Annotated in this window: 24 protein-coding genes and 1 pseudogene; 8 read left to right on the plus strand and 17 right to left on the minus strand. The window is 40.5% G+C overall.

Translation table 11 applies throughout. From position 1 onward, the window contains the following. Positions 1-280: 280 nt before the first annotated feature. Complete coding sequence (gene pplA / locus ACYSNU_RS10445) at positions 281-1216, minus strand: extracellular electron transfer flavoprotein PplA (protein WP_461737156.1); 936 nt, start codon at positions 1214-1216, stop codon at positions 281-283. Between the two features lie 462 nt (positions 1217-1678). On the opposite strand from pplA, the gene ACYSNU_RS10450 reads away from it, so the two are divergent. The 5 genes from ACYSNU_RS10450 (at position 1679) to ACYSNU_RS10470 (ending at position 6520) form a co-directional block, all read left to right on the plus strand. Beyond that, on the plus strand, positions 1679-3649 hold the full coding sequence (locus tag ACYSNU_RS10450; RefSeq protein ID WP_461737157.1) for an NAD(P)/FAD-dependent oxidoreductase: 1971 nt from the start codon (positions 1679-1681) through the stop codon (positions 3647-3649). Positions 3650-3758: 109 nt separating this feature from the next. Continuing rightward, entirely contained in the window at positions 3759-4190 is a 432-nt protein-coding gene (locus ACYSNU_RS10455; protein WP_265456503.1) for a NusG domain II-containing protein, read from the plus strand. A gap of 9 nt (positions 4191-4199) precedes the next feature. Then, positions 4200-4748, plus strand: coding sequence for a Gx transporter family protein (locus tag ACYSNU_RS10460; RefSeq protein WP_461737158.1), 549 nt, complete (start codon positions 4200-4202; stop codon positions 4746-4748). A 153-nt stretch (positions 4749-4901) separates the two neighbouring features. Further along, complete coding sequence (locus tag ACYSNU_RS10465) at positions 4902-5888, plus strand: polyprenyl synthetase family protein (protein WP_461737159.1); 987 nt, start codon at positions 4902-4904, stop codon at positions 5886-5888. Positions 5889-6028: 140 nt separating this feature from the next. Then, complete coding sequence (locus ACYSNU_RS10470; RefSeq protein WP_461737160.1) at positions 6029-6520, plus strand: helix-turn-helix domain-containing protein; 492 nt, start codon at positions 6029-6031, stop codon at positions 6518-6520. Between the two features lie 214 nt (positions 6521-6734). Here the strand turns inward: ACYSNU_RS10470 and ACYSNU_RS10475 are convergent, their stop codons facing one another. The 3 genes from ACYSNU_RS10475 to ACYSNU_RS10485 all read right to left on the minus strand — a co-directional run bounded on the left by ACYSNU_RS10475 (position 6735) and on the right by ACYSNU_RS10485 (position 9827). Further along, the gene (locus tag ACYSNU_RS10475; protein ID WP_461737161.1) at positions 6735-7403 is read right to left on the minus strand and encodes a phosphatase PAP2 family protein; all 669 of its coding nucleotides are present in this window, start codon (positions 7401-7403) and stop codon (positions 6735-6737) included. Between the two features lie 193 nt (positions 7404-7596). Further along, positions 7597-8211, minus strand: a complete 615-nt coding sequence (locus ACYSNU_RS10480; protein ID WP_461737162.1) for a helix-turn-helix domain-containing protein — start codon at positions 8209-8211, stop codon at positions 7597-7599. A gap of 137 nt (positions 8212-8348) precedes the next feature. After that, positions 8349-9827, minus strand: coding sequence for a MutH/Sau3AI family endonuclease (locus tag ACYSNU_RS10485; RefSeq protein WP_461737163.1), 1479 nt, complete (start codon positions 9825-9827; stop codon positions 8349-8351). Positions 9828-9956: 129 nt separating this feature from the next. Here ACYSNU_RS10485 and dcm point away from each other — a divergent pair, with 129 nt between their 5' ends. Then, the gene (gene dcm, locus ACYSNU_RS10490; RefSeq protein ID WP_461737164.1) at positions 9957-11255 is read left to right on the plus strand and encodes a DNA (cytosine-5-)-methyltransferase; all 1299 of its coding nucleotides are present in this window, start codon (positions 9957-9959) and stop codon (positions 11253-11255) included. Positions 11256-11313: 58 nt separating this feature from the next. Here dcm and ACYSNU_RS10495 read toward each other — a convergent pair whose 3' ends face one another. The 10 genes and pseudogenes from ACYSNU_RS10495 to ACYSNU_RS10540 all read right to left on the minus strand — a co-directional run bounded on the left by ACYSNU_RS10495 (position 11314) and on the right by ACYSNU_RS10540 (position 17972). Continuing rightward, positions 11314-11922: a response regulator gene (locus ACYSNU_RS10495; RefSeq protein WP_461737165.1), complete on the minus strand. Its 609-nt coding sequence runs from the start codon at positions 11920-11922 to the stop codon at positions 11314-11316. Between the two features lie 84 nt (positions 11923-12006). After that, positions 12007-13173, minus strand: a complete 1167-nt coding sequence (locus ACYSNU_RS10500) for a sensor histidine kinase (RefSeq protein WP_461737166.1) — start codon at positions 13171-13173, stop codon at positions 12007-12009. Then, positions 13170-13931, minus strand: coding sequence for an ABC transporter permease (locus tag ACYSNU_RS10505; RefSeq protein WP_461737167.1), 762 nt, complete (start codon positions 13929-13931; stop codon positions 13170-13172). Before ACYSNU_RS10505 ends, ACYSNU_RS10500 begins: the two co-directional genes overlap by 4 nt. Next, positions 13924-14820 carry an ABC transporter ATP-binding protein gene (locus ACYSNU_RS10510; protein ID WP_461737168.1) on the minus strand — a complete coding sequence of 299 codons (897 nt, stop codon included), beginning with the start codon at positions 14818-14820 and terminating at the stop codon, positions 13924-13926. Before ACYSNU_RS10510 ends, ACYSNU_RS10505 begins: the two co-directional genes overlap by 8 nt. A gap of 136 nt (positions 14821-14956) precedes the next feature. Further along, complete coding sequence (locus ACYSNU_RS10515; RefSeq protein WP_461737169.1) at positions 14957-15997, minus strand: hypothetical protein; 1041 nt, start codon at positions 15995-15997, stop codon at positions 14957-14959. A 1-nt stretch (position 15998) separates the two neighbouring features. Next, positions 15999-16334: a PadR family transcriptional regulator gene (locus ACYSNU_RS10520; protein WP_461737170.1), complete on the minus strand. Its 336-nt coding sequence runs from the start codon at positions 16332-16334 to the stop codon at positions 15999-16001. A gap of 113 nt (positions 16335-16447) precedes the next feature. Next, a complete protein-coding gene (arr, locus tag ACYSNU_RS10525; protein WP_461737171.1) occupies positions 16448-16861 on the minus strand; it encodes an NAD(+)--rifampin ADP-ribosyltransferase in 414 nt (137 codons plus the stop codon). A 12-nt stretch (positions 16862-16873) separates the two neighbouring features. Continuing rightward, a complete protein-coding gene (locus tag ACYSNU_RS10530; RefSeq protein WP_461737172.1) occupies positions 16874-17431 on the minus strand; it encodes a GNAT family N-acetyltransferase in 558 nt (185 codons plus the stop codon). A gap of 95 nt (positions 17432-17526) precedes the next feature. Continuing rightward, positions 17527-17754, minus strand: a pseudogene (locus ACYSNU_RS10535) (ABC transporter ATP-binding protein); the annotation flags it as partial. Between the two features lie 23 nt (positions 17755-17777). Further along, entirely contained in the window at positions 17778-17972 is a 195-nt protein-coding gene (locus ACYSNU_RS10540) for a hypothetical protein (RefSeq protein WP_461737173.1), read from the minus strand. Between the two features lie 163 nt (positions 17973-18135). On the opposite strand from ACYSNU_RS10540, the gene ACYSNU_RS10545 reads away from it, so the two are divergent. After that, entirely contained in the window at positions 18136-18573 is a 438-nt protein-coding gene (locus tag ACYSNU_RS10545) for a helix-turn-helix domain-containing protein (protein WP_461737174.1), read from the plus strand. A 90-nt stretch (positions 18574-18663) separates the two neighbouring features. Here ACYSNU_RS10545 and ACYSNU_RS10550 read toward each other — a convergent pair whose 3' ends face one another. Together ACYSNU_RS10550 and ACYSNU_RS10555 are read right to left on the minus strand one after the other, a co-directional pair. Continuing rightward, complete coding sequence (locus ACYSNU_RS10550) at positions 18664-19281, minus strand: TMEM175 family protein (protein WP_461737175.1); 618 nt, start codon at positions 19279-19281, stop codon at positions 18664-18666. Positions 19282-19313: 32 nt separating this feature from the next. Then, on the minus strand, positions 19314-19889 hold the full coding sequence (locus ACYSNU_RS10555) for an alpha/beta hydrolase (protein WP_461737176.1): 576 nt from the start codon (positions 19887-19889) through the stop codon (positions 19314-19316). A gap of 45 nt (positions 19890-19934) precedes the next feature. Between ACYSNU_RS10555 and ACYSNU_RS10560 the strand changes: the two genes are divergently transcribed. Beyond that, positions 19935-20906, plus strand: coding sequence for a VOC family protein (locus tag ACYSNU_RS10560; RefSeq protein WP_461737177.1), 972 nt, complete (start codon positions 19935-19937; stop codon positions 20904-20906). A gap of 164 nt (positions 20907-21070) precedes the next feature. Here the strand turns inward: ACYSNU_RS10560 and ACYSNU_RS10565 are convergent, their stop codons facing one another. Beyond that, complete coding sequence (locus ACYSNU_RS10565; RefSeq protein ID WP_461737178.1) at positions 21071-22840, minus strand: glycerophosphoryl diester phosphodiesterase membrane domain-containing protein; 1770 nt, start codon at positions 22838-22840, stop codon at positions 21071-21073. Between the last annotated feature and the right edge of the window lie 84 nt (positions 22841-22924).

Consider the following 22924-nt stretch of genomic DNA (forward strand, 5'->3'; position numbering starts at 1 on the left):
CCCTCTCTATCCTAACAGACCGATTTTTTCGGTCAGAAAAAAGTTTCTTAGTCTTTTATATACCTCTCTGTGTCATTTGTCACTAAAAATAATAATTCCATGAAAATTTTTTTAGAAGGATTTCGCTTTTCAGCAATTGTTTTTCAAAGCGGCTGTCTAGCGTTAAACACAGCCGATTCCTTCTCAGTATTTATAAAGAGAAACTAAGAAACGGCATAAAAGAAAGGCGAAAATCAAGAGTGATTTTCGCCTCAAAGGTTTCAAAATAAGAAACTAAAGATTATTCAGTGACAATGTTGTCAATTTCAATCTTAGTAGTGTCGCCTTTTTCAGCGGCATTGATTAATTGTTCAGCATACATGATGAAGCTATGAGTGCTGTGAGTTGCTCCAGTTATTACATCAACATCAGCAGCCGTGCCATCTTCTTCAGCCATGGCAGCTACTAAAGCTTCATTTAATGCAGGAATAAATTCTGATGGATCAGTACCAGAAATTTCTTTCATTTGTGTGTTGTAATCTTCATCGTCAGCTTTTGATTCGCCAGCTTCGTTGATGTTGTCATAATTTGATTCAGTCACAACGCCACCTGCTACAGTAATTGAGAAGACTGTGCGGTATCCATTGTAATAGTTTAATTCTTCTAATTCGTAAGTGCCGTCTGTTAAGTCAGCGCCATTGTTGATTTCGATTGTTTCAGTATTACCAGCTTGTGCTGCTTGAATCAATTGTTGTGCGTAGTTTTGGAAGCTTTCACTTGAATGTGTCGCACCAGTTACGACTTCAACATCTCCAGCACTTTGAGTTGCTACTAAAGATTCGTTTAACGCTGGAATAAATTCTGATGGATCTGAACCAGCAGCTTCCTTCATTTGGGTATTATATTCTTCATCATCGGCTTTTGATTCGCCAGCTTCATTGACGTTGTCATAGTTTGACTCAGTAATTTTGCCGTCCGCAACTGTAATAGAGAAAACAGTTCTGTAGCCATTTGAATAATTTTGTTCTTCTAAATTGTACGTACCATCTTCTAAAGCTGCACCGGCAACGATTGTTGCGCTGCTTTCAGTTGTTGCGCTTGAAGCAGTTGTGCTGCTTTCGGTTGTTGCACTAGAGCTGCTAGTTCCAGTTGAACTATCATCTGAACCACATGCTCCTAAGATTAATGTTGAGAATGCTAATACTGCGACCCCTGTTACAAACTTGCTTGCTTTCATCTTTCTTCCACCTTATCTTTCTTCAAAATTATCTCTCTAATTAACAAAAATAACATTGTGATACAATATACATTGTAGTGAAATCAAAAAGGAAGTCAATCGTTTTCATTGTTTTCTCATAAAGAAATTACACAAATCCAATAATTCACATTTATCAATAGCTTTTTTCAATTTCCCGCTCCCTCGGCTGATACATCAGCCTTTCCTCCTTGAAGAAATCAGAAAAACTCTGTGAAATCAGCTTTAAACAGAATGCTAAAATTAGTTGCCGCTTTTAGCAAAAAGGCTTAGGTGGGCCGTGACCGCTTTCTCAGAAAATGACAATGGCTATTTTATGAGAATTACCAAAAAAAATAATTAAAACGATAAAAGAGGTTAGACAAATCGCCTAAACCTCTCTATAATGAGAGTTGTTTGTGTATTTATTATCTAATTTATTTTTTATACTAAGGAGCGATTTCAATGGCAAATCAAAAAATTGTCGTTGTCGGTGCGGGTTATGCTGGAGTTTCAGCTACGAAATTTTTAGCTAAGAAACTTAAAAAGAACGATGTCGATATTACTTTAATCGATCGTCATTCGTATCACACTATGATGACAGAACTACACGAAGTGGCTGGTGGCCGGGTGGAACCTTCCGCTATCCAGTATGACTTACAACATTTATTCTCTCGCAAGAAAAATGTTCAATTGGTAACAGATACCGTTACTGGAATTGACAAAGAGAATAAAGTCGTTACAACTAAAGAAGGCTCTTATGCTTTTGATCACTTGATCTTAGGTATGGGTGGGGAACCAAATGATTTTGGGACACCCGGTGTTAAAGAACACGGCTTTACTTTATGGTCTTTCGAAGACTCATTAAAGATTCGCGAACACATCGAAACAATTGTTGCTAAAGCTGCCATCGAACCTGATGCAGAATTACGCAAAGCAATGTTAACCTTTGTGGTCTGTGGTTCCGGCTTTACCGGAATTGAAATGGTCGGGGAATTAATCGACTGGAAAGAGCGTTTAGCAAAAGATTACAAGCTTGACCCTTCAGAAATCAGCTTAGCAGTTGTCGAAGCAATGCCAACTATCTTGAACATGTTGACCAGAAACGATGCTGCCAAAGCAGAACGTTACTTGGAAAAGAAAAACGTTCAAGTGTTGAAAAACTCACCAATCGTTGAAGTATCTGCTGACCATATCAAATTAAAAGATGGCACTGAAATGCCAACTCATACTTTAATTTGGACAGCCGGCGTAAAAGCAACTTCTGATGCCGCTGACTTTGGTTTAGAAGCAGCTCGTGGCCAACGTTTAGTTGCCAATGAATACATGCAAGCTAAAGGTTATGAAGATAAAAATATCTACATTATCGGTGACCAAGTATTCTACGAAGAATTTCCAAACACACCAACACCACAAATCGTGCAGGCAGCTGAACAAACAGGTCACACTGCAGCAGCCAGCATCGTTGCCGATATTAAAGGCGGCGAAAAGCATAAATTCAAAGGAAACTACCAAGGCTTCATGGTTTCCATCGGTTCAAAATGGGGGGTTGCTAACCTCTTTAACATGATTCACTTAAGCGGCTTTATGGCAATCGTCATGAAACACATCGTCAACTTGAAATACTTCTTTGATATTCGTTCAGGCTACTTGATGTTCCAATACATCATGCATGAATTCTTCCATATTAAAGATGACCGCAATGTAACCCGCGGACATTCATCTCGTTATGGTAATGTTTTATGGAGTGTACCTTTACGGGTCTTCTACGGATTTGTTTGGTTAGTCGAATCTATGAAAAAAGTTGTCGGTGACGGCTCTTACTTCAAACCAAGTACTTGGTTTGGCGAAGGTTCTTGGTTCACTGGTTCAAGTGTCTTCCCTTGGGCTTGGAGCTATCCAGTTCCTGGTGCAGAAGTAACATCAGCTGCTTCTGGTGCTGCTGATGCTGCAACGGCTGCCTCTGGCGCTGCCGATGTCGCAACTGCTGCTTCTGGCGCTGCTAGCACAGCAACTGATGTTGTTGCCAGCGTTCCACATTTTGGTTTGAGCTACGCTTATGGCGAAGAACCAATGGCTGTTTTCGGTGCAGCACCTAACTGGTTTAACAACTTGATGGGTTGGATAATGCCTAACTATGATGTGGCAATGTTCTTCCAAAAATTCATGGTCTTCTTTGAAATTGCCCTAGCTCTTGCTTTAATTGCTGGTTTGTTCACTTGGTTGGCTAATGCGACAACAATTGTTTTAGTCATCACCTTCTGTCTGTCAGGGATGTTCTATTGGGTTAACATCTGGTTCATTCCAGTTGCCTTTGCCTTGATGAACGGTTCCGGTCGTGCGGTTGGGTTAGACCGTTGGGTAATTCCATGGTTGCAACGGACCCTTGGAAAATGGTGGTACGGCAGTGAAAAAGCCCGCTACGGCCAGTCCTAAGCACCACTCAAAAAAATAATGAAAAAGTCCTGGGAAGCTTATCGTTTCCTAGGACTTTCTTTTAGGGTTATGTTAAAATGAAGCCTGACAAATTAGAAGGGGTGGTATTTTGAAATTTAAAGAATTCGCCCGCAAAAGTTTTCTCAAACCTTGGGACCTGATTATTATTTTCTTCTTGTTTTTATTATCTTTTACGCCCATTGTCATTTTTGGCTATCAACAAAACCAATTAGCGCAACAGGCAGATGCTGTCAATTATCAAGCTGTCTTAAAAGTCGATGGCGTTGAGATCCGCAGCTTTGACTTGACCGCTGATCAAGCCTCTTATACATATACTTACGAAGATGAAGACGGCGATTATAATATTATCGAAATTGATGGTGAACGGGTGCGGATTTCTGAGGCGAACTGCGGCGATCAGATTTGTGTCCGGCAAGGCTGGATTTCCAAAGCCGGTCAGTCAGTCGTCTGTCTGCCCCATCGTCTAGTTTTAGAAATTCAAGCATCAGATGGGAGTGAAGACGGCGCTTTGATTTACTAGCGCCTGATTATGAATAAACTGCAAAAAACAATCTATATCTCCCTCTTAGTTGCACAAGGCGTTGTGATTGGCCTGATTGAAAACATGATTCCCTATCCCTTTGCCTTTGCCCCCGGTGCTAAATTGGGACTGGCTAACTTAATTACGATTATTTCGATTTTTACTTTACGCAAACGAGATAGCTTCACTTTAGTCTGCATGCGCTTAATCTTGACCACGCTGCTGGGTGGAACTCTTTCCACTTTTCTTTACAGTATGAGTGGCGCCATCCTCAGCTATTTTGGAATGCTGTTGATGAAATCACTCGGACCTAAACGAGTCAGCATTATCGGAATTAGTGCCACCGGCGGCTTTCTCCACAATGTCGGCCAATTAGTCACAGCCTCCTTTATCGCCCAGTCGTGGCCGGTGATGATGTATCTGCCGGTTCTATCCTTTTTGGGAATTCTCTCCGGCATTGCGATTGGCATTGCCGCCAATTATCTATTGCGGCACGTCCGCACGATTCGCCAATTCCAAAAAGATCAGGAACGCAGAACTAAACAAGTCTGGAATTAATTATTTGTAAGACAGCGACTAGACTGACTAGCTGAACATTAGCTTTTCTATTTTATGAAAACTTTTAACTAGCCTGACTTTCCCACGGGAGAACTTTAAAGCGACCGGACTGAGGGTCCAAAAATTATTACGTATTATACAAGGAGTAACCTTATGAAACTTCACAGCATGTGGCAGACCTATCCCGAACTGGCCAAAGAACTGAAAATGACCTCAAAATTGATGGAAAGCTCGGTTAATTTAAAAAATAAACCGGTTGAAGAAGCGATTTTGGCGATGATTCATTCCGGCGGCAAGATGCTGCGCCCTGCTTATCAGCTATTGTTTTCCCAGTTTGGTCCAGAGCGAGATCAAAAAAAAGCCACAGCTTTGGCTGCCTCAATTGAAATGCTGCATACCGCCACTTTGATTCACGATGACATCGTTGACCGCTCTAGCATGCGCCGCGGTGTCACAACAATCAACGCCAGCTTTGGTAACGAAGTGGCTGTTTACGCCGGCGATTATTTATTTGTCCTCTGTTTCAAATTATTATCCGATTACGCCGGTTCTCTGCGGAGCCTACAGCTTAACTCCCGCAGCATGGAAAAAATCCTCGGCGGTGAATTAGGCCAGATGGACAGCCGCTATCACTATGAAATAGGTGTTGAACAATATTTAGAAAACATCTCTGGAAAAACCGCTGAACTCTTTCAACTGAGCTGCTTTGTCGGAGCCTACGAAAGCGGCAATAAAGAGACCTTTGCTAAAAAAAGCGGCGAAATCGGTTTAGCCATCGGCATGGCCTTCCAAATTATTGACGACATTTTAGATTATAGTCAATCTGCCACTGACATTGGCAAGCCCGTCTTAGAAGATGTGCGCCAAGGGGTTTATTCTTTACCCCTGTTGATTGCCTTTGAAAAAAATCCGGCAGCCTTCAAGCCGCTTTTAAATAAAAAAGCGGAGATGACCGACCAAGATGCCCAAGAAATTTTCCAATTGGTGCAGCAATATGACGGCGTTGCCGACGCTCAGGTATACGCTGAGCAATACACCAATCAAGCAATTGCCAAGATAAGAAAATTGCCCGCCAACCAATACAATACTCGGGAAAATCTAGAAGCGATTACCAAAACTATTTTGACTCGGGAAAATTAAATGATGCACTTCTGCATGGTAGTTATTTACTGCTATGTGGAGGTTTTTTATTTTAGAATGCGGTCATAACAAGGTGTCAAATCACGCTTGCTAGCCAAGCCCGATAAAATCGGCTAAACTTTTCTTAAGGGGGTGCAATTATGTTCGCTGAAATTTTTAAAAAACATCGCTTAGAATTAGGTCTGACTCAACAACAGGCGGCTGATCAATTTCATGTAACTCGTCAAACGATTTCCAATTGGGAAAATGGTCATAATTTTCCAGACACTACAACACTGCTGAAAATCAGTGATGTCTTTGAGATTTCTTTAGATTATTTATTAAAGGGTGATCAAGCTTTGTTGAAGACTATTCAGCAACGGGAACAAAACTATTCCTTAAGTCAAATTCGTCTGCGCTTTGGCTTTATCGGTAGTTTTTTGTACAACCGATTTTCCCAAAAAACTTGGTGGCAAAAACCCGGTTATACCGGTGTTTTATTTGCCGCTGCCTTTCTTATCCTTTATGGTATTCCTTTTTTTATTCTCTTCAAATTTATTTCGACAGTCTCTAACCTATTATTGTTAATTGTTTTTTTACTCAGCATTTTCTATGGTTGGTGGGCTAATGATTATTTAGGAAAAAGACTTTAGAAAATTGGAGCCTATGACATTAGTTTATTCAAGCGAAATTCCCGAATTGAGCAATAATGGTAAGCAATACTCACTGGTGGATTGTATAGTTGCACTCTGAACTTGCTGGATTGTAAAATACAGATTCTTTTTATCTCCTGAATTTACTAGGTCAAAAAGATAGTTACCAGATATCTCGGAATTTCAGCTGTTAATCAGACGAATACACAGTTTTTTATTTCGCCTGCTGCCACCGATGGAATATTTTTACCAGCCAACAATAAAAATAGACTAAAGCGACACTCAACAAAATCCCGCCGATAATATCCGTCAACCAATGGACACCTGAGAGCAGCCGTCCTACCACAGTTAGCCCGCTGATAAAGATAAAACAGACAATCAGAATTTTCTTTAAAGTTGGCTGTAAGCTCGTCCTTTTCAACTGGCAAATACTGGTCAATAAAATTGTCAGCAGCAGCATTGTATGACTGGAGGGATAAGAAGCCTCCAGCAGGCCATCGATTAAAATCGGCCGATAATTTATAATCAGGTCTTCAAACAAAAGATAGCAGAAGATGGTCACCAGATAAATTATGCCCATCGCTAAAATTTCTGCATCAACTTGCCAGAGACTCCTACGACGGATTAATTGAAGTAAGCCGCCCACGCCATACACGAGTGCCACTAACAGCGCCACCACTCCTAACAAATCTGTCAAAAAATACCACGTCTCATTCCTGCCCAAAATTTCAAAAACCTTTTGATTCAGGTCGGCAAAGCCAACTTTTGAACCCTCTGGCCCGATACTTTTGACATCGATGAACTTAAGGGCTAGTGTGAATAGCCCAAAAATCATGAAGGAAAGCAAGGTTTTTCTTAGCTCATTTTTTTGTTTGTGCAACATATAAATTCTCCAATCTATTTGATTTGCGATACCCTTTGAAGGTAGCAAGCAAGTCATTTTTTTTGAAGAATCTATCCGTCACATCAGCGTGACTTATCGTGTCAGCCTTGTTCTACCAAGGCTGGTGCCTTTTTTATGCAAAAAAAAGCATCTGAACAATTACTTAACTGTTCAGATGCAGAAGGTACTTTTTTTATTGATTTTTCAAAGGCTTTATCATTAAGAAAATTTTTATCATTAGAAATAAAAAGAGTAGCGTCGTCGGATAAGGCTGCCGGGTGGCGACGAAAATTAAGACACAACCGGCTGCGATAAAAATAGATGCTAGGCGTAGCTGCTGCCGATTTTTGCTGCTGGAAAATCTGACGGCTAGCAGCTCGCAAATCCCGATGATAGCCATGACTAGTGGAATCGCAAAATAAATCACCCATGTTACGCCGCTGACATCTGGTTTGGCAAACAGACTGACGGTGCGGACCATATCCTCGTCTTGGCGAATATACAATGGTAGAAACAAAAACGTCAAGACCAAAATATCCAAGCTCCCGTAGACAAGCGTGGCGAGGCGATTTAAGTTTGACCGATTCTCCTCCTGAGCTAAATCCAGTAGCTCTTCGTTAGATAATAAATCATCCAGTGAAACGCCAAATAACTTAGACAAGCTTTTCAGTGAATCAATATTAGGATAGCCTTTGCCGTTTTCCCATTTTGAAACGGCTGTGCGGGAGACCAGAACTTTGCTGGCTAATTGCTCTTGTGTCCAGCCCTGTACTTTGCGCAAGTGCTGTAGTTTTTCATTAAATTCCATTGTTGTGCTCCTGGGTAGATTGAACTGAAATTTGATATTCCTGAACAAGCATTTTAAATCTCAAAAAAGTTGCGGTTACTGTCACTTTTTAAGAGCTATAACTATAAAAAAAATTGCGTATTTTATCATGAGGTTAATTAAATGAAGTCTTGTTTAGCTAGAATTTTTACTAACTCAGAGCCTTTTATCCAAACATCTTGGCGATACATAGATATTCCATTCAGTCTGATTGGCTTATCTCTAGAATCTGCACCAGTTCCTCGAAAGAAAATTGTCGAATCCCTTGATTTAGGAAAATTCAACGATGTTCGAATAGTCCCATTGGGATTGATTTTCGGATTTCCATCTTTATCCGTTTCCACAGTTTCTATTAGTTTGTCTTCTCCTATGATTTTTCTAACATAATTCCATACTTTCTTTACATTAGTGTTAATAAACTCTTCGCTAAAAGCAACCCGTTTGAAGCCGATAAATTTATTTTCAAGAAGTTTTGCGTCACTTGAAGGCTCCTCAAAAATTATAAAAATGAATTGTTTTTCACTGAAGTCACTGAATATCGTCGAGTCTTCAAATGTTTTCTCTTTTGACAACCATTCATCAAAGTTTACCGGAAATAGCTTGGTATCTTCTGTTCGGGCTCCCTTAGTTGTTTGAGTTATTGTTTTAGCAATTAAACCAGATTCGCTAAAGGTATCAATTTTACTCAATTTTTTTGACTTTGCCCCAAACATTCTGGTGATAATTTGCTCGCCAATTGATTTTGAAACATCTCCAGATTTAATACTTAATTTTACTTCGATATCTAGCAATTCAATTAATTCAGCAACTGTTTTTCCTTTGTATAATTTTGTATAGGCGCTGAGTTGTCTATCCAACTCAGCGAATGATTCAAAAGTTTTATCCAGACTTTCAAATTTCTTACCAAAATATTTTTGCACAATTGTGGTAACAGTGGCCCTCTTCAATCTAAATCTCGGTGGATTTGGCCACTTAGGTGCTGTGTCAATCATCATCAAATTCGGTCGTAATTGGGAGGAAATGGTAGGATAATATTCTTCGGGATTTGGATAGGTTTTCTGTAATTCTAAGATGTAATCATGGACTATCTGCCAATCATTTTTTAGACGTTCCTTTTCTTCCTCGTCAAACTCATGGAACTCGTAACCTTTAATTGGAAAATTTGCATAACCTAAAGCTGGTACAGTCTGCTCAGAGTCATATAAATAATACACTAATAAAACCTTTGCTAACTTACGCCAAAAGCTAGATGTTTCAAAGTTTTCACTAGTAATAGTTTTAGGCGATACCGCTGTAATTGTCATCGGCTCTTTTGCCTCATACTGTGATTTATCTTTTTTTGATTTTCTAATACCAGTCGTTTTTAATTCTACCTCTACACCATCTACTATTAAATCTGGAGCTTTGTTGGAATCAGCAGGATATCCAATAATTGATTGTTCGACAACATCCCCTGCAATTCCAGTTATTTTAGGATTGAGTACCGCTCGTTCAAAAACATGGTTGCTGTCCACTTCGCCCAAGTTTTTTTCTAATACCTTTTCAAGTTTATCGATTAATTCTTGTTTAGTATATTCATGATTTTCTCTTTTCAACACAAGTCACCCCACTAAATAATCAAAATCATGCGCTTTTTTAATAATTATATCATTTCTGAATTTAGATCTTGATCTTTTTAAAATTTTTGTGTATAATATGAATAGTTAAAACGAAAGGATGTTCGCATATTGAAAAAAGAGTTAAAGGTATTGGAACTTTTTGCGGGTGTCGGAGGATTTCGAGTCGGCTTGGAAAAGGCTGATGCTCAATTATATAAAACACTTTGGTCCAATCAATGGGAGCCATCAAGAAAGTCGCAGGATGCTTTTGAAGTCTATGATTACCATTTTCCAGATAGCGAAAATATAAATCAAAACATCGAAGATATTCCCAATGAAGTTTTTGATAGAATGAATGCGGATATTATAGTTGGCGGGTTCCCCTGTCAAGATTATTCCGTGGCGCGTAGCAAAAAGCATGAGATGGGTATCGAAGGAAAAAAAGGGGTTTTGTTTTGGCAGATTATTCGAGCAACAAATCATATCAAACCTCAATACCTAATCTTAGAAAATGTTGACCGATTGCTAAAGTCTCCTTCAAAACAGCGGGGGCGTGACTTTGCCATAATGCTTGCAGCCTTTAATGAACTTAATTATTCAGTTGAGTGGCGGGTAATTAATGCAGCCGAATACGGCCGCTCACAACGCCGCCGTCGAGTTTTCTTTTTTGTTTATCGTAACGATACCCCTTGGGGTCAAAAAATGGACCGAGAATTTGAAAACCAACCTGCTGAAAATTTGTTTAATGATTCTTCGATTGATGAGCATAAATACGATAGGTATATCTTTAAAGATGGCCTATTTGCTCGTGAATTTCCAATCGTCGACAAACCCTATAAAAGTCGACATAGTTTTGGTGAACTTTCTCAGGACATTGTTAATGTATCTGATCACTTCACTGGTAAAATTTGGAATACTGGAATTATGCGACATGGCCGATACTATACGATTGATACTGAGCCTACAATGTCAGAAAAACCAATTCCTTTAAGCGATATTATTCAACCTGAAGCTGAGGTTGATGAAAAATATTTTCTGACAGACTCTGAAAAACTTGCGAAGTTTAAATATTTAAGAGGTCCAAAGAAGATTGAGCGTACTTCTGAGAACGGCCATACTTACACTTTCTCCGAAGGGGGAATGTCACCCTTCGATAGCTTGGATTTGCCTGGAAGAACAATGTTAACTTCAGAAGGCTCCATGAATCGCTCCACCCATCTACTGAAAATTGCAGATAAATATCGTCTTCTGACACCTGTTGAAGCTGAACGACTTCAAGATTTTCCAGATAATTGGACGCAACACAAACGAATGACTAATGATGAAATTGTAATGGTCTCCGATAGAATGAGAATGTTTTTTATGGGTAATGCTCTAGTTACGGGTATCGTTGAAAGAATTGGGAATCAACTTAAAGAAATTATTTAGCTAAAAACAATAATTATCTAGCCAAATCGTGCTGAATAATTATTGTTTTTTCATTCCCCTACCCCAACCAGCCATTCGCCATCGCCACATTAATGGCTTCAATCCGCGATTTAGTTGCGGTTTTGCTGAGGATGGAGGAAATATAATTGCGGACTGTGCCCTCAGAAAGAAAGACTTGCTGGGCGATTTGGGTGGTGTTGGCTCCCGTTTGGATGATTTTTAGAATCTCCATTTCTCTTTTGGTGAGAGGATTTTTTTCGGCTTTGAGGACACTTCTGACTAGCTCTGGAGAAAAAACTGTGTCGCCTGCTAACACTCGATTGACGCTTTGAATTAAAACTTCACTAGGGCTGTCCTTCAATAAATAGGCATTGACCTCACTAGATAAGGCCTGTTGAAAATAACTTTCTTTGGCAAATGTTGTTAAAATGACAATCTTGATTGGGAGTTTGAGGATTCTTAATTGAGCGGCTATTTCTAGGCCGGTCAAGTCAGGCATTTCAATATCGAGAATGGCGACATCTGGTGCTAGTTGCAGAATTTCCTGTAGGGCAACCGCTCCCGTCAGGCTGCTGCCGATAACTTCAAAATTGTCTTCTAAATTTAAAATAGTTTTTAAAGCGGTATTGAGCATTTCTTGGTCTTCTGCTAGATATATGGTTGTCATTGATTTACCTCCAAAACCTGATTGCCTACAAAAATAGCTGCAGTTTTTCTAAAAAAATTTATCCCGAAAAAATTTACGCAGGAGCTAACTCGAAACATCTTGATTGCTTTCTTTGATTTTTCCATCAGCAGCCGCTTCGGATAGCTTCGGTAAGCTGAGAATCAGCTGGGTACCTTGACTAGTCTCACCATCAATCTGAAGCTCGCCCCCGGCTGATTCCACACGATTGGTCATCCCCTGCAAACCAAAGGCCCCTGCCCGTGCAGTTTTAAAACCAACGCCATTGTCAGTAATCTGCAGCTGGTATTCCCGTTGACTTTCGTTAAAAGTTATTTCGGCAAAACTGGCTTGACTATGGCGGATAATATTGGTGATGGCTTCCTTAATAATTGCTGAGCAGACATCCTGCACAGCTAACGGCCAGTTTTCTGCCAGTTCCTCCCTCTTAGTAAAGAGGGTTGTTTCTGTCACCTGTAAATTTTTTTCTTCTTCGATTAAAGTTTTGGCAATACTGCGCTCCTGTAAATTTTCCACAATGGTGCGGACCATTGTTAGATTGTTGCGGGAGGTACTGGCAATCTCCTGTAATTCCTGAGCCACTAGCTCTGGCTTTTTCTCTAATAACTTTAAGGCCACTTCACTTTTCATCGTAATAATCGAAAAGACCTGTCCGAGATTGTCATGTAAATCCCGGGCAATCCGTTCTCTTTCTCCTTGGCGAATAATCGCCTCTAAGCGCTGATTGGTTTGATGCAGGCGATAATTTTTACGATTGCTTTCATTCACCGAGCGGGCGATAATCGGTGAGCTGATAGCAAACAGCAGGGCAATTAAAGTATTATACAGCGCTGCCTTATTGACCTCATTTAAATACAAAAATCCTAGCAGCAAACTGATGGCACACGCCAGATAATATCCTTTTAAAAATTGATAATACCTACTTTTTTGAATCGGCAGCGAGCCGATTTCCCAGGCAGTAAAGACAAACAAATAGCCATTACTCAAAAAAATCCCAAAAATTAGGGCAATGATTAATTGTAAAAAAATTGCGATATTTAATTTTTCTGTCACCTCGTAACCATCCCGATAGGCTTTTAAAAAGACCAGTAGCAGGAGCGCCAAAAACCACTTAGCCGGGCGGTCAAGTGGTAATAGCTGAATAACAGTTGGAATTAAAAACGTCAGGATAAAATAAGGCATCAAACCAAAGCGCTGTGGAAATAAAATATGCTTTTGGAAAAATTTTTTCATATTGTTTGCAGCTCCTTGGCTTTTCGATAATATAATGTGACGCCAATTCCCGCCAGACCAATCACACTCCAAACCAAAAGACCCCAGAAATTGCTCCATGCAAAAGGCTCTTGATGGATAAAGCCGCTAATTAATTGGCTACTAAAATAAGTCGGCAATTTTTCACCAATCGTCTTTAGCCAGTCTGGCATTATGGAAAGGGGCCACCAAAGTCCGCTGGCAATTGCCATCGGAAAAACGATTAAATTGCTTAATAAATTGACTACATTGCTCGTTCCCATTAATGATATCATAATTCCTAAAAAAATTAAGGGGAGGGCGGTCAGCGGCACGGCAAACAGTAAAATCAACCACGTCGTTAGAGAAAGGGCCACCTGATTTACTAAAATCCCCACGATTCCTAGCGCAACCACTCCTAAAATATTTAAAGACCAAAAGACTAACATCATGGAAGCATAATAGCGCCATCTGGGAATTGGGCTCAGCTCAATAAATAAATCAAAGGAATCCTCTTGATCATTCAAAAGCGTGCTGGAGACCGTTAAGATAGAGCTTAAGAGCGAGCTGTAGAGCACCATGCTGACTAAATAATCAGCATTCCAAGTTGTTAAAGTTTCTTGAGGCATGCCACTGGTCATCACCTTGGTAAATAATAAATAAAAGCCAATCGGCAGCGCTAAATTAAAGAGAAAGAAACGCAGATTGCGAAAGACAATCCGTTTGAAATTGATTGCTACTTGATAGAAAAAATTAGCCATGGAGAGCCCCTCCTTCATTGATCGTCGTAAATAAAGATTCCAAAGAATTCTGCTGGATGCTTAAATTTTCAATTCCTGATAAGTAGGGTGTCAGCTGCAGCATCAGCTGATTGACATCATTGGTTGTCAACCGGTAAAAAGCGCCAGTTGTGTGCATTTCAGAAACTTCTGGGAGACTTTGGAAAATTTTAGGTGACAGTTGCGAATGGAAACTAATTTCGGCGGCGGCTGTCTGTCGCCGCAGCTGCTCTAGACTGCCGTTAAAAATTATTTCCGCCTCTTTTAAAATCAAAATTCTCTCAGCAAAGTTTTCCAGCTCTGCTAAATAATGACTCGTCACAAAAAAGGTTTTTCCCTGCTGTCTTAATTCTTCAATTAAGCGCCACAGTTTCTGACGGCTGCCGCTGTCCATGCCGGCTGTCGGTTCATCTAAAAATAAAATATCGGGATTTCCCGCTAACGCTACGGCAAATGACAATCGACGTTTTTGACCGCCGGATAGCTTAGCGACAAATTGTTGCTCGTCTGCTTGCAAATCGGCAATTTTCAGCAATTCTTGATAAGGTAACGGTGCTTGATAATAACTTCTCGCTAAATTCAGCGTCTCTTTCACCGTCACCCGAGCCAGCTGCATATTTTTTTGCAGCATCACACCGACACGTTGTCTATTTACTTTTTGATTGGCTTTACCGTCAAAAAAAGTTACCTGACCTTCATCGGCAGGAATTAATTGATTGATGATATTAATCAAAGTCGACTTGCCGGCGCCATTATTGCCCACTAAAGCGACAATCTCGCCAGCCTGTAAGGTAAAAGAAATATGATTTAAAACTTGTTGCTGACGATAAGTTTTACAAATATTTTTAATGGTTAAGATTGGTGTCTTCATTGTGTTACCCCCTTCAATAACCCAAGCTTAAACCTTTTGCCGGTAGTCCAGTAGTCATGGCTGTCACAACTTGACTATGACAAGTGTCATAAAAAAAGCCTACCTAAAAATCTAGGCAGGCTGCTACTTATTGTAATTACGCTTCAACGCCAAAGGAAAAATTCTTTTCGACTTGACGCTGCTTGTTATAACGATAGAGAGAGATGCCAATTGAAATTGCAGTGGCCACAAGACAAATTGTGGCAATCCCGCTGAAAATTGGTGCTGGCAAACCTTGGCCGTTGCTGTTTTCATTGAAGAAACGTAACAAATCGCCATCCGCCCAATCCCGTGTTGCTAGAAACTGACTGATTTCTGTTGAAAAAATCAATTTTTGACTGCAAATCCAAATGAAACCTAAGCCGCTAACTAACGATGAAATAATGCTGCTGATAGTCACCAGACTGGTCCAGCGGCGATAGCGCAGCTTGCAGACAATCGCAAACACTTCAACTAAACAACATAAAATAATGACCATCACGGCAAAGTCGGCAAAGCTCTGTTCAAAAACAGGTACGACAACGCGAGTGTTTGTTTGAATAAAAGTGAAGCTGGTAAAGTTAGCAAATAGCAAAAAGCCGATTATACCAATTTGAATGACCAGTTCGGCAATTGTATCCCCTAGAGGAATTTTTTTAGCAACCGGAGTTTTGATTAAGCTATCAACTTGCCAGTCATCTTTTTTAGGCTTCAGCATACCGGTCCGTTCTATGATGACAAAGCCGATAGTCGTCCAAACCAAACCTTGCAACGCTAAAGATATTCCCGAACCGATGGCCTCTGAAAGCACCTCAGTAAAAATAGCAATGCTCATGCCTTCGATAATTTGTTCAAAATAAGTGACGATACCGCCGATGATTGCGCCGACTGCCGCCGTTAGCGGAATAATTATTTTTAAGGTCCGCAGATAGTCATCATAGACAGCAGGCCCGATTAAATAGCGGGGATGCTGCCGATATTTTTCCGCTAATTTGCGGGGATTGCCCATCTCCATTAAGACTGATTTAATTTCTTCTTCCGTTGCATCATCTGGCAACATGTCCATAATGTTGCTGTACAATTCTTTTTTGACTTCTGCCTGTTCCCCATCAGGCAGGTAGCCGATAACTTGATTAATATACGCTTCAACCCAATTCATTTTACTCATCCTCTCCTTGAATCCTTTGTAAACTGACCGACATTTTTTTTGATTCCACTAATAATTCCCGAAAAATTTCTTCCCCCAATGAACTAATCTGATAATACTTGCGGGGGCGGCTCTCAGTTGTATCCCACGTGCTAGATAGTAATTCCTGTTTTTCTAATCTCCGCAACAAAGGATAAAGCGTGTTGGCTTCAATGGCGACACCTACATCCTGTAAAACCTCTAACAATTCATATCCATAATGGGGCTGATACAAAGATGCGAGCACCAACAAAGTTAAATTACCCCGCCGCATTTCCGTGATAAAAGATTGCGATAATGATTTTTCCATCGAATCACCTCATAAATTTATTATAGTGTGTGACGCACAATATTGCAAGAATAAAAATATTTTTTTGAAACGAAATACAAAAAAATCCTGTAGCAAAAACTACAGGAAAATTATTAATCAATGATTTCAGCTCGACCTTCTGCTTTTAGTTGAGCGAGGCCTGCTTGCATTTTCGCAATCGTTTCTTCGGGATGACGCTCCCACGTCGCCAATTCCGCGACAACCTTTAGCGGCTCTTTTGACCGATAAGAGCGGGTTGGATTACCGGGAAACTTTTTATCGGTGACGTTCGGATCATTTTCAAAGGCGCCTTGTGGTTCGACTAAATAAATTCGTTCCTTGCCGGTACCTTGAGCTAACTCTGCTCCCCATTTGGCAGTTTCCAGTGTCGCTGTAAAATAAATATAATTGGAGATGCGCTGAGCCTCATAATTGGATTCATGGCGGGGCATTAATAAATCCCCTAAGGCGAGCTCAGCCTTGGTTCCATGCAAAAAAGGGCCACGATCTAAAACTGAATCTGTCATTTTCCACTACTCCTATGCTTGAAATTCTGAACGCAATAATTCATATTCGTTCATATCACGAAATTCTCCATACATGAAAATATCTTCTTTATGACAACCGACTAAACTGAAACCGGCTTTTTGTGCTACTAAATTACTACCAACATTTTCCTTATCCGCAAAAATAATCAATTTATTTAAAGCTAATGTGTCAAAGCTAAATTCACAAATCTTTTTGACCGCATCTGTCATAATCTTGCGTTTCGTATACTCTCCAGACAGCCAATAACCGATTTCAGCTTTCTTATTCAAGCTGTCGATTTTGTGCAAATCAATCGTACCGATAATTTTCGACCCCTCCGTGATGATAAACAGACGATCCGTGCCATTAGCCGTACCGGTCAGCTTCATTTTAAGAAAATCCGTTTGATTTTCTGGACCTGTGACCGTCTCGACAAAATTTAAGAAGGTGCCCAAATGTGCTTTCTGAGCATCAACCAGTTGATACAATTCTTCAGCCATTGAAAATTCTGGTGCTACTAAAAATAAATTCTCGCTTTCCCGTAAAGGCATTGAAAGATAACCCTTCATAACTATTCCTCCAACAATTATTTTTCTCAACAGTATACCATGATTAGTTGATTAGCTGGCTATAAAACGTATGAGAGTCAGAAAAATTGCGGCGCCTAAAACACCAATGTCTCCAAACTCGGCGCCTCCACCATTCGCAGCATCTGCCCGTCCTTCATAACCAGCGCCCGTGAAGATTGAGCAGCTAATTCTAAATCGTGGGTGACCATAACGACAGTCTTACCTTGGGCAACTAATTCCTGCAGTAACGCCATCACCAACTTTCGGGAATGGGTGTCTAGGGCACTGGTGGGTTCATCTAAGAATAAAATGTCTGGATCTGCTCTTCCACCCGCTGATTTCAAAATTATTTTTGATTTAAATCCTTGAACAAGGATTTTAACGCCAAAACTGTCAGTAAAGCTGCTAAGAGGACAATCAGCACTATCCCACCAAAGAAGAGGATTGTCCCCCGTGTTTCCTTACTCATAGCGAAAGAAAATAGCAGTAAAAAAATTATTACTATAACAAATCCAACAATTCCTTTTTTTAAATTCTTCATAGTTCAGCCTCCCAAATCATTTCAGTTTGTTGCTAAGAATAGTTTAGCCAGCCTGACTTGAAACAACTAGCAATCATCTGATGCACTAGCGCAATACTTGATTGCGATAGCTGTATAAATGCTTTATCATAAAGCTAAACGTACTTTTCAAGGAGGATTGCTGATGACAGTTGGCGAAAAAATAAAGAGCCTGAGAACCAAGCAAAATATTTCCCAACAAGCTCTAGCAGACCACTTGAATATTTCTCGACAAGCAATTTCCAGATGGGAAAATAACACTTCCTTACCCGATTTGACAACCCTGATTGCCATTGCCAAATTTTTCAATATCCCTTTAGATTTCTTTTCAGATGAAACTACTACTAAGACAAATTCAACAAAAATACCAAATTCTGACAAACCTAGCAAAAAGGTTTCCCGTGATGAAGTGCTTAAGGAGGCTACTCCTTACATATTGGTACTGGTAGTCATTTTGACGTTAATTGCCCGCTTGCCCGCAAGAGCTAAAGTACCAATAATATTTTTTGGGACAATTATCATTATCTTTCTAATCTCCTGCTTGCTCATTTACTACATCATCAAAAACTATTTATCCAAATAGCGATACATTTTAATACCATCCTCCACAAAAACAGAGAGCCAGTGAAATTTTTACCCTTCACCGGCTCTCTGTTTTTTGTATTATTAAAAATTAGGTGCCGTCTTGAGGAATATCGGTGTGCTCACCGCCGAAAATTTTATGATAATAATAATCTGCTTTGCGATAAGAGATAATCCACAGTCCGGAAACGAGAAAGCGGCCCAATAGACCAGCAAGGGGCCAGAAAAAAACGGCCACAAATAAAATCAGGCTGATGCACAAAGACAAGCGACTGCGTTTATCTCTGGTAAGGACTTTGGCGACGTGGGAATTAGGGTCGTTGGCCTTAACGACCCGTTTTGACAATATGCCAAAGGAAAAACTCCACATCGTGTAGACAACTAGATAGGAAAACTCCGGCCAAAAGGCATCTGGATTGCGGCCGACCCAACTGGTGACAGCCGGACACAGCGTCAGCCAAAAGAGCCAGAAAATATTGGCCCAAACGACGCTGTAATCAATTTTTTGCGCCATTTGAAAGACTCGATGATGGGTCACCCAGATGACCGCCACAAAAATGAAACTAATTGCGTAGGCTAAAAAAGTATTCCGCAAATCCCAAAGTGTTTGCAGGCTTGGGTCGTCAGGAATCGTAATATCTAAAACCAAAATCGTCAGGACAATGGCGACGACACCATCGGTAAAAGCCTCTAAACGAGATTTTGTCATTTGCTAGCACTTCCTTTGTTTAACAGACAAAATTATAAAAGCGTTTGGATTTCAGTTAACTCCTGTTCCGTCAATTGGTGACCGCCATCTGCAATAACTAAATCAACTTCTGTGAAATGGCCACTCAACTGATTTTTCAGCTGGACAATATCTCCCGGCAAACTCAGGCTATCCTGCGCTCCCGTGGTTAAAATCACTTTGGTCTTAGAGCGGCCGGCAAAATGATAGTCTAAATTACTAGGATGAAGTAAAATGGCAGTAGCAGCTAACTCAGGATTTTTTTCTAGCAATCCCAAAGCAAAGTTAGCCCCGTTGGAATAGCCAATCAAAATAATTTCTTGGTAATCTTCTTGGGCAACAGCTGGCCAAGTCTCCATTAAAAAAGCTGTGACCTGCGCTTCAAAATCAGCTCGATTCAGTTGACCGTTACTTAATGGGGCAAAAAATCGGCGCTCACTGCCTGTTCCAACAGTTCCTAAGTAAGTTAAGACACTGGCTTCAGGATAAAGTGTCGCTAACGTCGTTAATAATTGATATTCATTGCCGCCGGTGCCGTGGAAAGCGACCACCAGTTGCTGATTTTTTCCCTTTTGAAAAAATGATTCCATAAATTTCGGCCTCCTAAAATTTTTCCATCAGAAAGGATGTTTCCCATGTCAGCTAGGATTCACCACATTTCCATTTTAAATCGTTATGTTAAACCAACCTTCGAGTTTTATCATAATATACTCGGACTGAAACTGCTAATGAAAACCATCAATCAAGATGACCACAGCATGTACCACCTTTTTTTCTCGGATAATCAACAGCGCATCGGCACTGAGATTACTTTTTTTGAAATGCAGGAGGGGGAAGAGCAAGGCTTTGGCACCAATACTTTGGAGCGAACTATTTTGAAGGTTCCCACTTTGGAGTCGCTGCAATTCTGGGAAAAATATTTAGAAGAACAAGGCGTCTGCCAATATGGGATTGAAGAATTTGCCGGCCAACCGATTTTACGGTTTGATGCACCGGATAATACCCAGATGGCACTTGTCCCCTTGAAGGAATTTGAAAATCGCCAGGACTATTTTCCGTATGAAGCACCGCAAATCCCCCTTGAGCATGCTATTTTAGGAATTGCCGCCATTCAAATGCGGGTCCAATATGCAGAAGCTTCTGCCGGGGAACTTTTGCCATTGGGCTGGCAAAAGAAAACGACGACTACTTTTTTCACCAGTTCTAATGAGGTGCTGGTGCTGGAAAATTTGGATAATGACTTTTACCAAGAGGTCCACATTATTCAAGACCTGAAAAATCCGCCCGCTCAACAAGGCGTTGGTGGGATTCATCACGTTGCCTTTGGCGTTGAAAATTTAGCGGATTTAGAAAAGGTTGATGCTGCTATCAACGAACGGAATTTTAAAAATTCTGGTATTAAGGACCGAGAGTTTTTCAAATCCCTTTATTATCGGGAGCCTAATCAGCTGCTAATTGAGATTGCTACGAAAGAAGGTTCACTAGACCTGGCTGCTTATAGCAATCAAAGCCAAGTCTTTGAAGATATTCCGTTGTATCTGCCCCAGTATCTCAGCGATATTCGGGAAGAAACCGAGCAGATTTTAGCCAAGCAACAGCATGAATAACTTAGCGGCCCGTTTCAGAATCAGTTGAATCTGCACCTAATGAGACTTATCCAACTGAGCGCTACAAATCTTGGCTACTACAAAAAACTGACAAGTTCTCCGAGAGCTGATTTTCAAAAAATACTTTTGAAATCAGCTTATCGTCAGGAGCGCTTGCCAGTTTTTTAATTTTCTGGGTGACTATTATTGGGATTTAATTGATTCAAGTAGGATAAAATTCTAGTGGCGTAAGACGGCTCATCTAAATTATCTTTAACAACTTGCTTTAAGGTCGTCAAATCATCGGTAATCATGCCATCAACGCCTAAAAAGAGCATGCTCTCCATCTCATCACTTTCATTGACAGTCCAAGCGTACACTTTTTTCTGCCGCAAAGCCGCTTTTTGGATAAAACTGTCGGTCAACGTCGTCTCCTCCATGGTGTAAGCATCCGCATCCGTATTGGGGAAGGAGAGATTGAAGGGCAAAATAAAGCTGACAAAAATATCCGGCCGCAACTCTTTGACCTTTTGCACGACTGCATAATCCAGCGAATGAATCTCACTGCCGCTAGCTACAATCCCATCGCCATAAGCCGCTAAAAAATTGGCAACATAATCTGGTGAATCCATCTTTGTCGTTTTAATTTCAATTAACAATTTTTGATTATGCGCCAAAGCCGCCGCAAAATAATCGGCGAAGCTGGCAACTTTAGCGGAATGACCATTTTCACTGGCGGTTAAGGCCGTCAGCTGCTCCAATGTTAAATTATGCGGCGGTTGATTGACGCCAGTCAACGCCCGCAGATTTTCATCATGCATCACCACAAAATTTAAATCCTTGGTTTCATGAATATCCATCTCCACAAAATCCGGCTGACTTTTAATTGTATCCAATAGCGCTGGAATCGTGTTTTGCACACCGTTATTGCCATTGACTCCTCGATGGGAAATCATCACCGGACTTTTCAGCGTGATGCCTAGCAGATAAGCGGCATTGTAACTGATGGTCGAAACACTCATAAATAACACTAAAATCCCTACGCTGAGCCAACGGCGCTTGCCGGCTGAAAACTGAATTTTTTCGGTCGGGTCTACATCCATAACAATCATCAAATAACAGGTCAGGCCCCAACCAGATAAAAATTGGCTGAGTAATTGCAATACCAGCAGATTGATTAATGCTGTATAAAAAGAAATCGCCACAAATTTATCGAGATAATTTTGTAGGTAATAAGCCCCTAAAAAAATGGGAATAGTGACCACCGAAATAAATAGCACCACTAATACGCCTCTGGCAATCAAGGCTAGCTCACGTTTTTTCGTCTTCTGAAAACTGGCTTTGATGGCTTGCCGTAATGAGCTGTCGGTCAAAATAAATTCCGGTAAAATAAACAATAGCCGCAGTCCGATAAAAAAGACAATCAGAAATAATAGCGCCAGTATTGCCATATAAAGCAGGTTATTCAAGAGGTAGTCAAAAATAAACGTGGGAATCACGACCTTCGATAACAGCGATGAGCGCAAAAATAAATTACCAAAGGGGATAATCAAAATAAAATAACCGGTTAAAAATAAAAAAGCTCCCAGCCGAATTTTTTTCAAGCGTTTGACCGCTAGCCATAATAGCTGGCCCCACGTTTTTCCGCCGTCTTCCAGCATATTTTGAAAATATAAAAACATAAAAGCAAACTGACAGTAAACCACACTGATAAAGGCTAAAAATAAAAGCAGCAGCCCGCCAACCAAGAGGGGCTGTTCGAGAATTGTCATTAAATTATTAAACGACACATAGTCGATGCCGTTGAGCCACAGCAGTTCCTCTAAAAGCCAATTCAACAGCGGAGAAACCCCAATCACCAAAAAGAGCTGGATACTCACATTCAGCAAAATAATTCGCCCTAGGCCTTGACGATAAATATGCCATGATTGTCTAAAAAATTTTCCTAGTGCCACTTGCCCACCCCATCTCCTGATTTTCTCATTCTCAGTATAGCAAACTCTATTTTCCACTACCCAACTCAATTAATCGAAAAGGCT

The organism is Enterococcus sp. LJL120 (genome assembly GCF_054871765.1).

Excerpts from the sequence above, each read along its gene's own strand:
- pplA (WP_461737156.1), bottom strand. The coding sequence starts at position 1,216 with ATGAAAGCAAGCAAGTTTGTAACAGGGGTCGCAGTATTAGCATTCTCA.
- ACYSNU_RS10450 (WP_461737157.1), top strand. The coding sequence starts at position 1,679 with ATGGCAAATCAAAAAATTGTCGTTGTCGGTGCGGGTTATGCTGGAGTT.
- ACYSNU_RS10460 (WP_461737158.1), top strand. The coding sequence starts at position 4,200 with ATGAATAAACTGCAAAAAACAATCTATATCTCCCTCTTAGTTGCACAA.
- ACYSNU_RS10465 (WP_461737159.1), top strand. The coding sequence starts at position 4,902 with ATGAAACTTCACAGCATGTGGCAGACCTATCCCGAACTGGCCAAAGAA.
- ACYSNU_RS10470 (WP_461737160.1), top strand. The coding sequence starts at position 6,029 with ATGTTCGCTGAAATTTTTAAAAAACATCGCTTAGAATTAGGTCTGACT.
- ACYSNU_RS10475 (WP_461737161.1), bottom strand. The coding sequence starts at position 7,403 with ATGTTGCACAAACAAAAAAATGAGCTAAGAAAAACCTTGCTTTCCTTC.
- ACYSNU_RS10480 (WP_461737162.1), bottom strand. The coding sequence starts at position 8,211 with ATGGAATTTAATGAAAAACTACAGCACTTGCGCAAAGTACAGGGCTGG.
- ACYSNU_RS10495 (WP_461737165.1), bottom strand. The coding sequence starts at position 11,922 with ATGACAACCATATATCTAGCAGAAGACCAAGAAATGCTCAATACCGCT.
- ACYSNU_RS10500 (WP_461737166.1), bottom strand. The coding sequence starts at position 13,173 with ATGAAAAAATTTTTCCAAAAGCATATTTTATTTCCACAGCGCTTTGGT.
- ACYSNU_RS10505 (WP_461737167.1), bottom strand. The coding sequence starts at position 13,931 with ATGGCTAATTTTTTCTATCAAGTAGCAATCAATTTCAAACGGATTGTC.
- ACYSNU_RS10510 (WP_461737168.1), bottom strand. The coding sequence starts at position 14,820 with ATGAAGACACCAATCTTAACCATTAAAAATATTTGTAAAACTTATCGT.
- ACYSNU_RS10515 (WP_461737169.1), bottom strand. The coding sequence starts at position 15,997 with ATGAATTGGGTTGAAGCGTATATTAATCAAGTTATCGGCTACCTGCCT.
- ACYSNU_RS10520 (WP_461737170.1), bottom strand. The coding sequence starts at position 16,334 with ATGGAAAAATCATTATCGCAATCTTTTATCACGGAAATGCGGCGGGGT.
- arr (WP_461737171.1), bottom strand. The coding sequence starts at position 16,861 with ATGACAGATTCAGTTTTAGATCGTGGCCCTTTTTTGCATGGAACCAAG.
- ACYSNU_RS10530 (WP_461737172.1), bottom strand. The coding sequence starts at position 17,431 with ATGAAGGGTTATCTTTCAATGCCTTTACGGGAAAGCGAGAATTTATTT.
- ACYSNU_RS10540 (WP_461737173.1), bottom strand. The coding sequence starts at position 17,972 with ATGAAGAATTTAAAAAAAGGAATTGTTGGATTTGTTATAGTAATAATT.
- ACYSNU_RS10545 (WP_461737174.1), top strand. The coding sequence starts at position 18,136 with ATGACAGTTGGCGAAAAAATAAAGAGCCTGAGAACCAAGCAAAATATT.
- ACYSNU_RS10550 (WP_461737175.1), bottom strand. The coding sequence starts at position 19,281 with ATGACAAAATCTCGTTTAGAGGCTTTTACCGATGGTGTCGTCGCCATT.
- ACYSNU_RS10555 (WP_461737176.1), bottom strand. The coding sequence starts at position 19,889 with ATGGAATCATTTTTTCAAAAGGGAAAAAATCAGCAACTGGTGGTCGCT.
- ACYSNU_RS10560 (WP_461737177.1), top strand. The coding sequence starts at position 19,935 with ATGTCAGCTAGGATTCACCACATTTCCATTTTAAATCGTTATGTTAAA.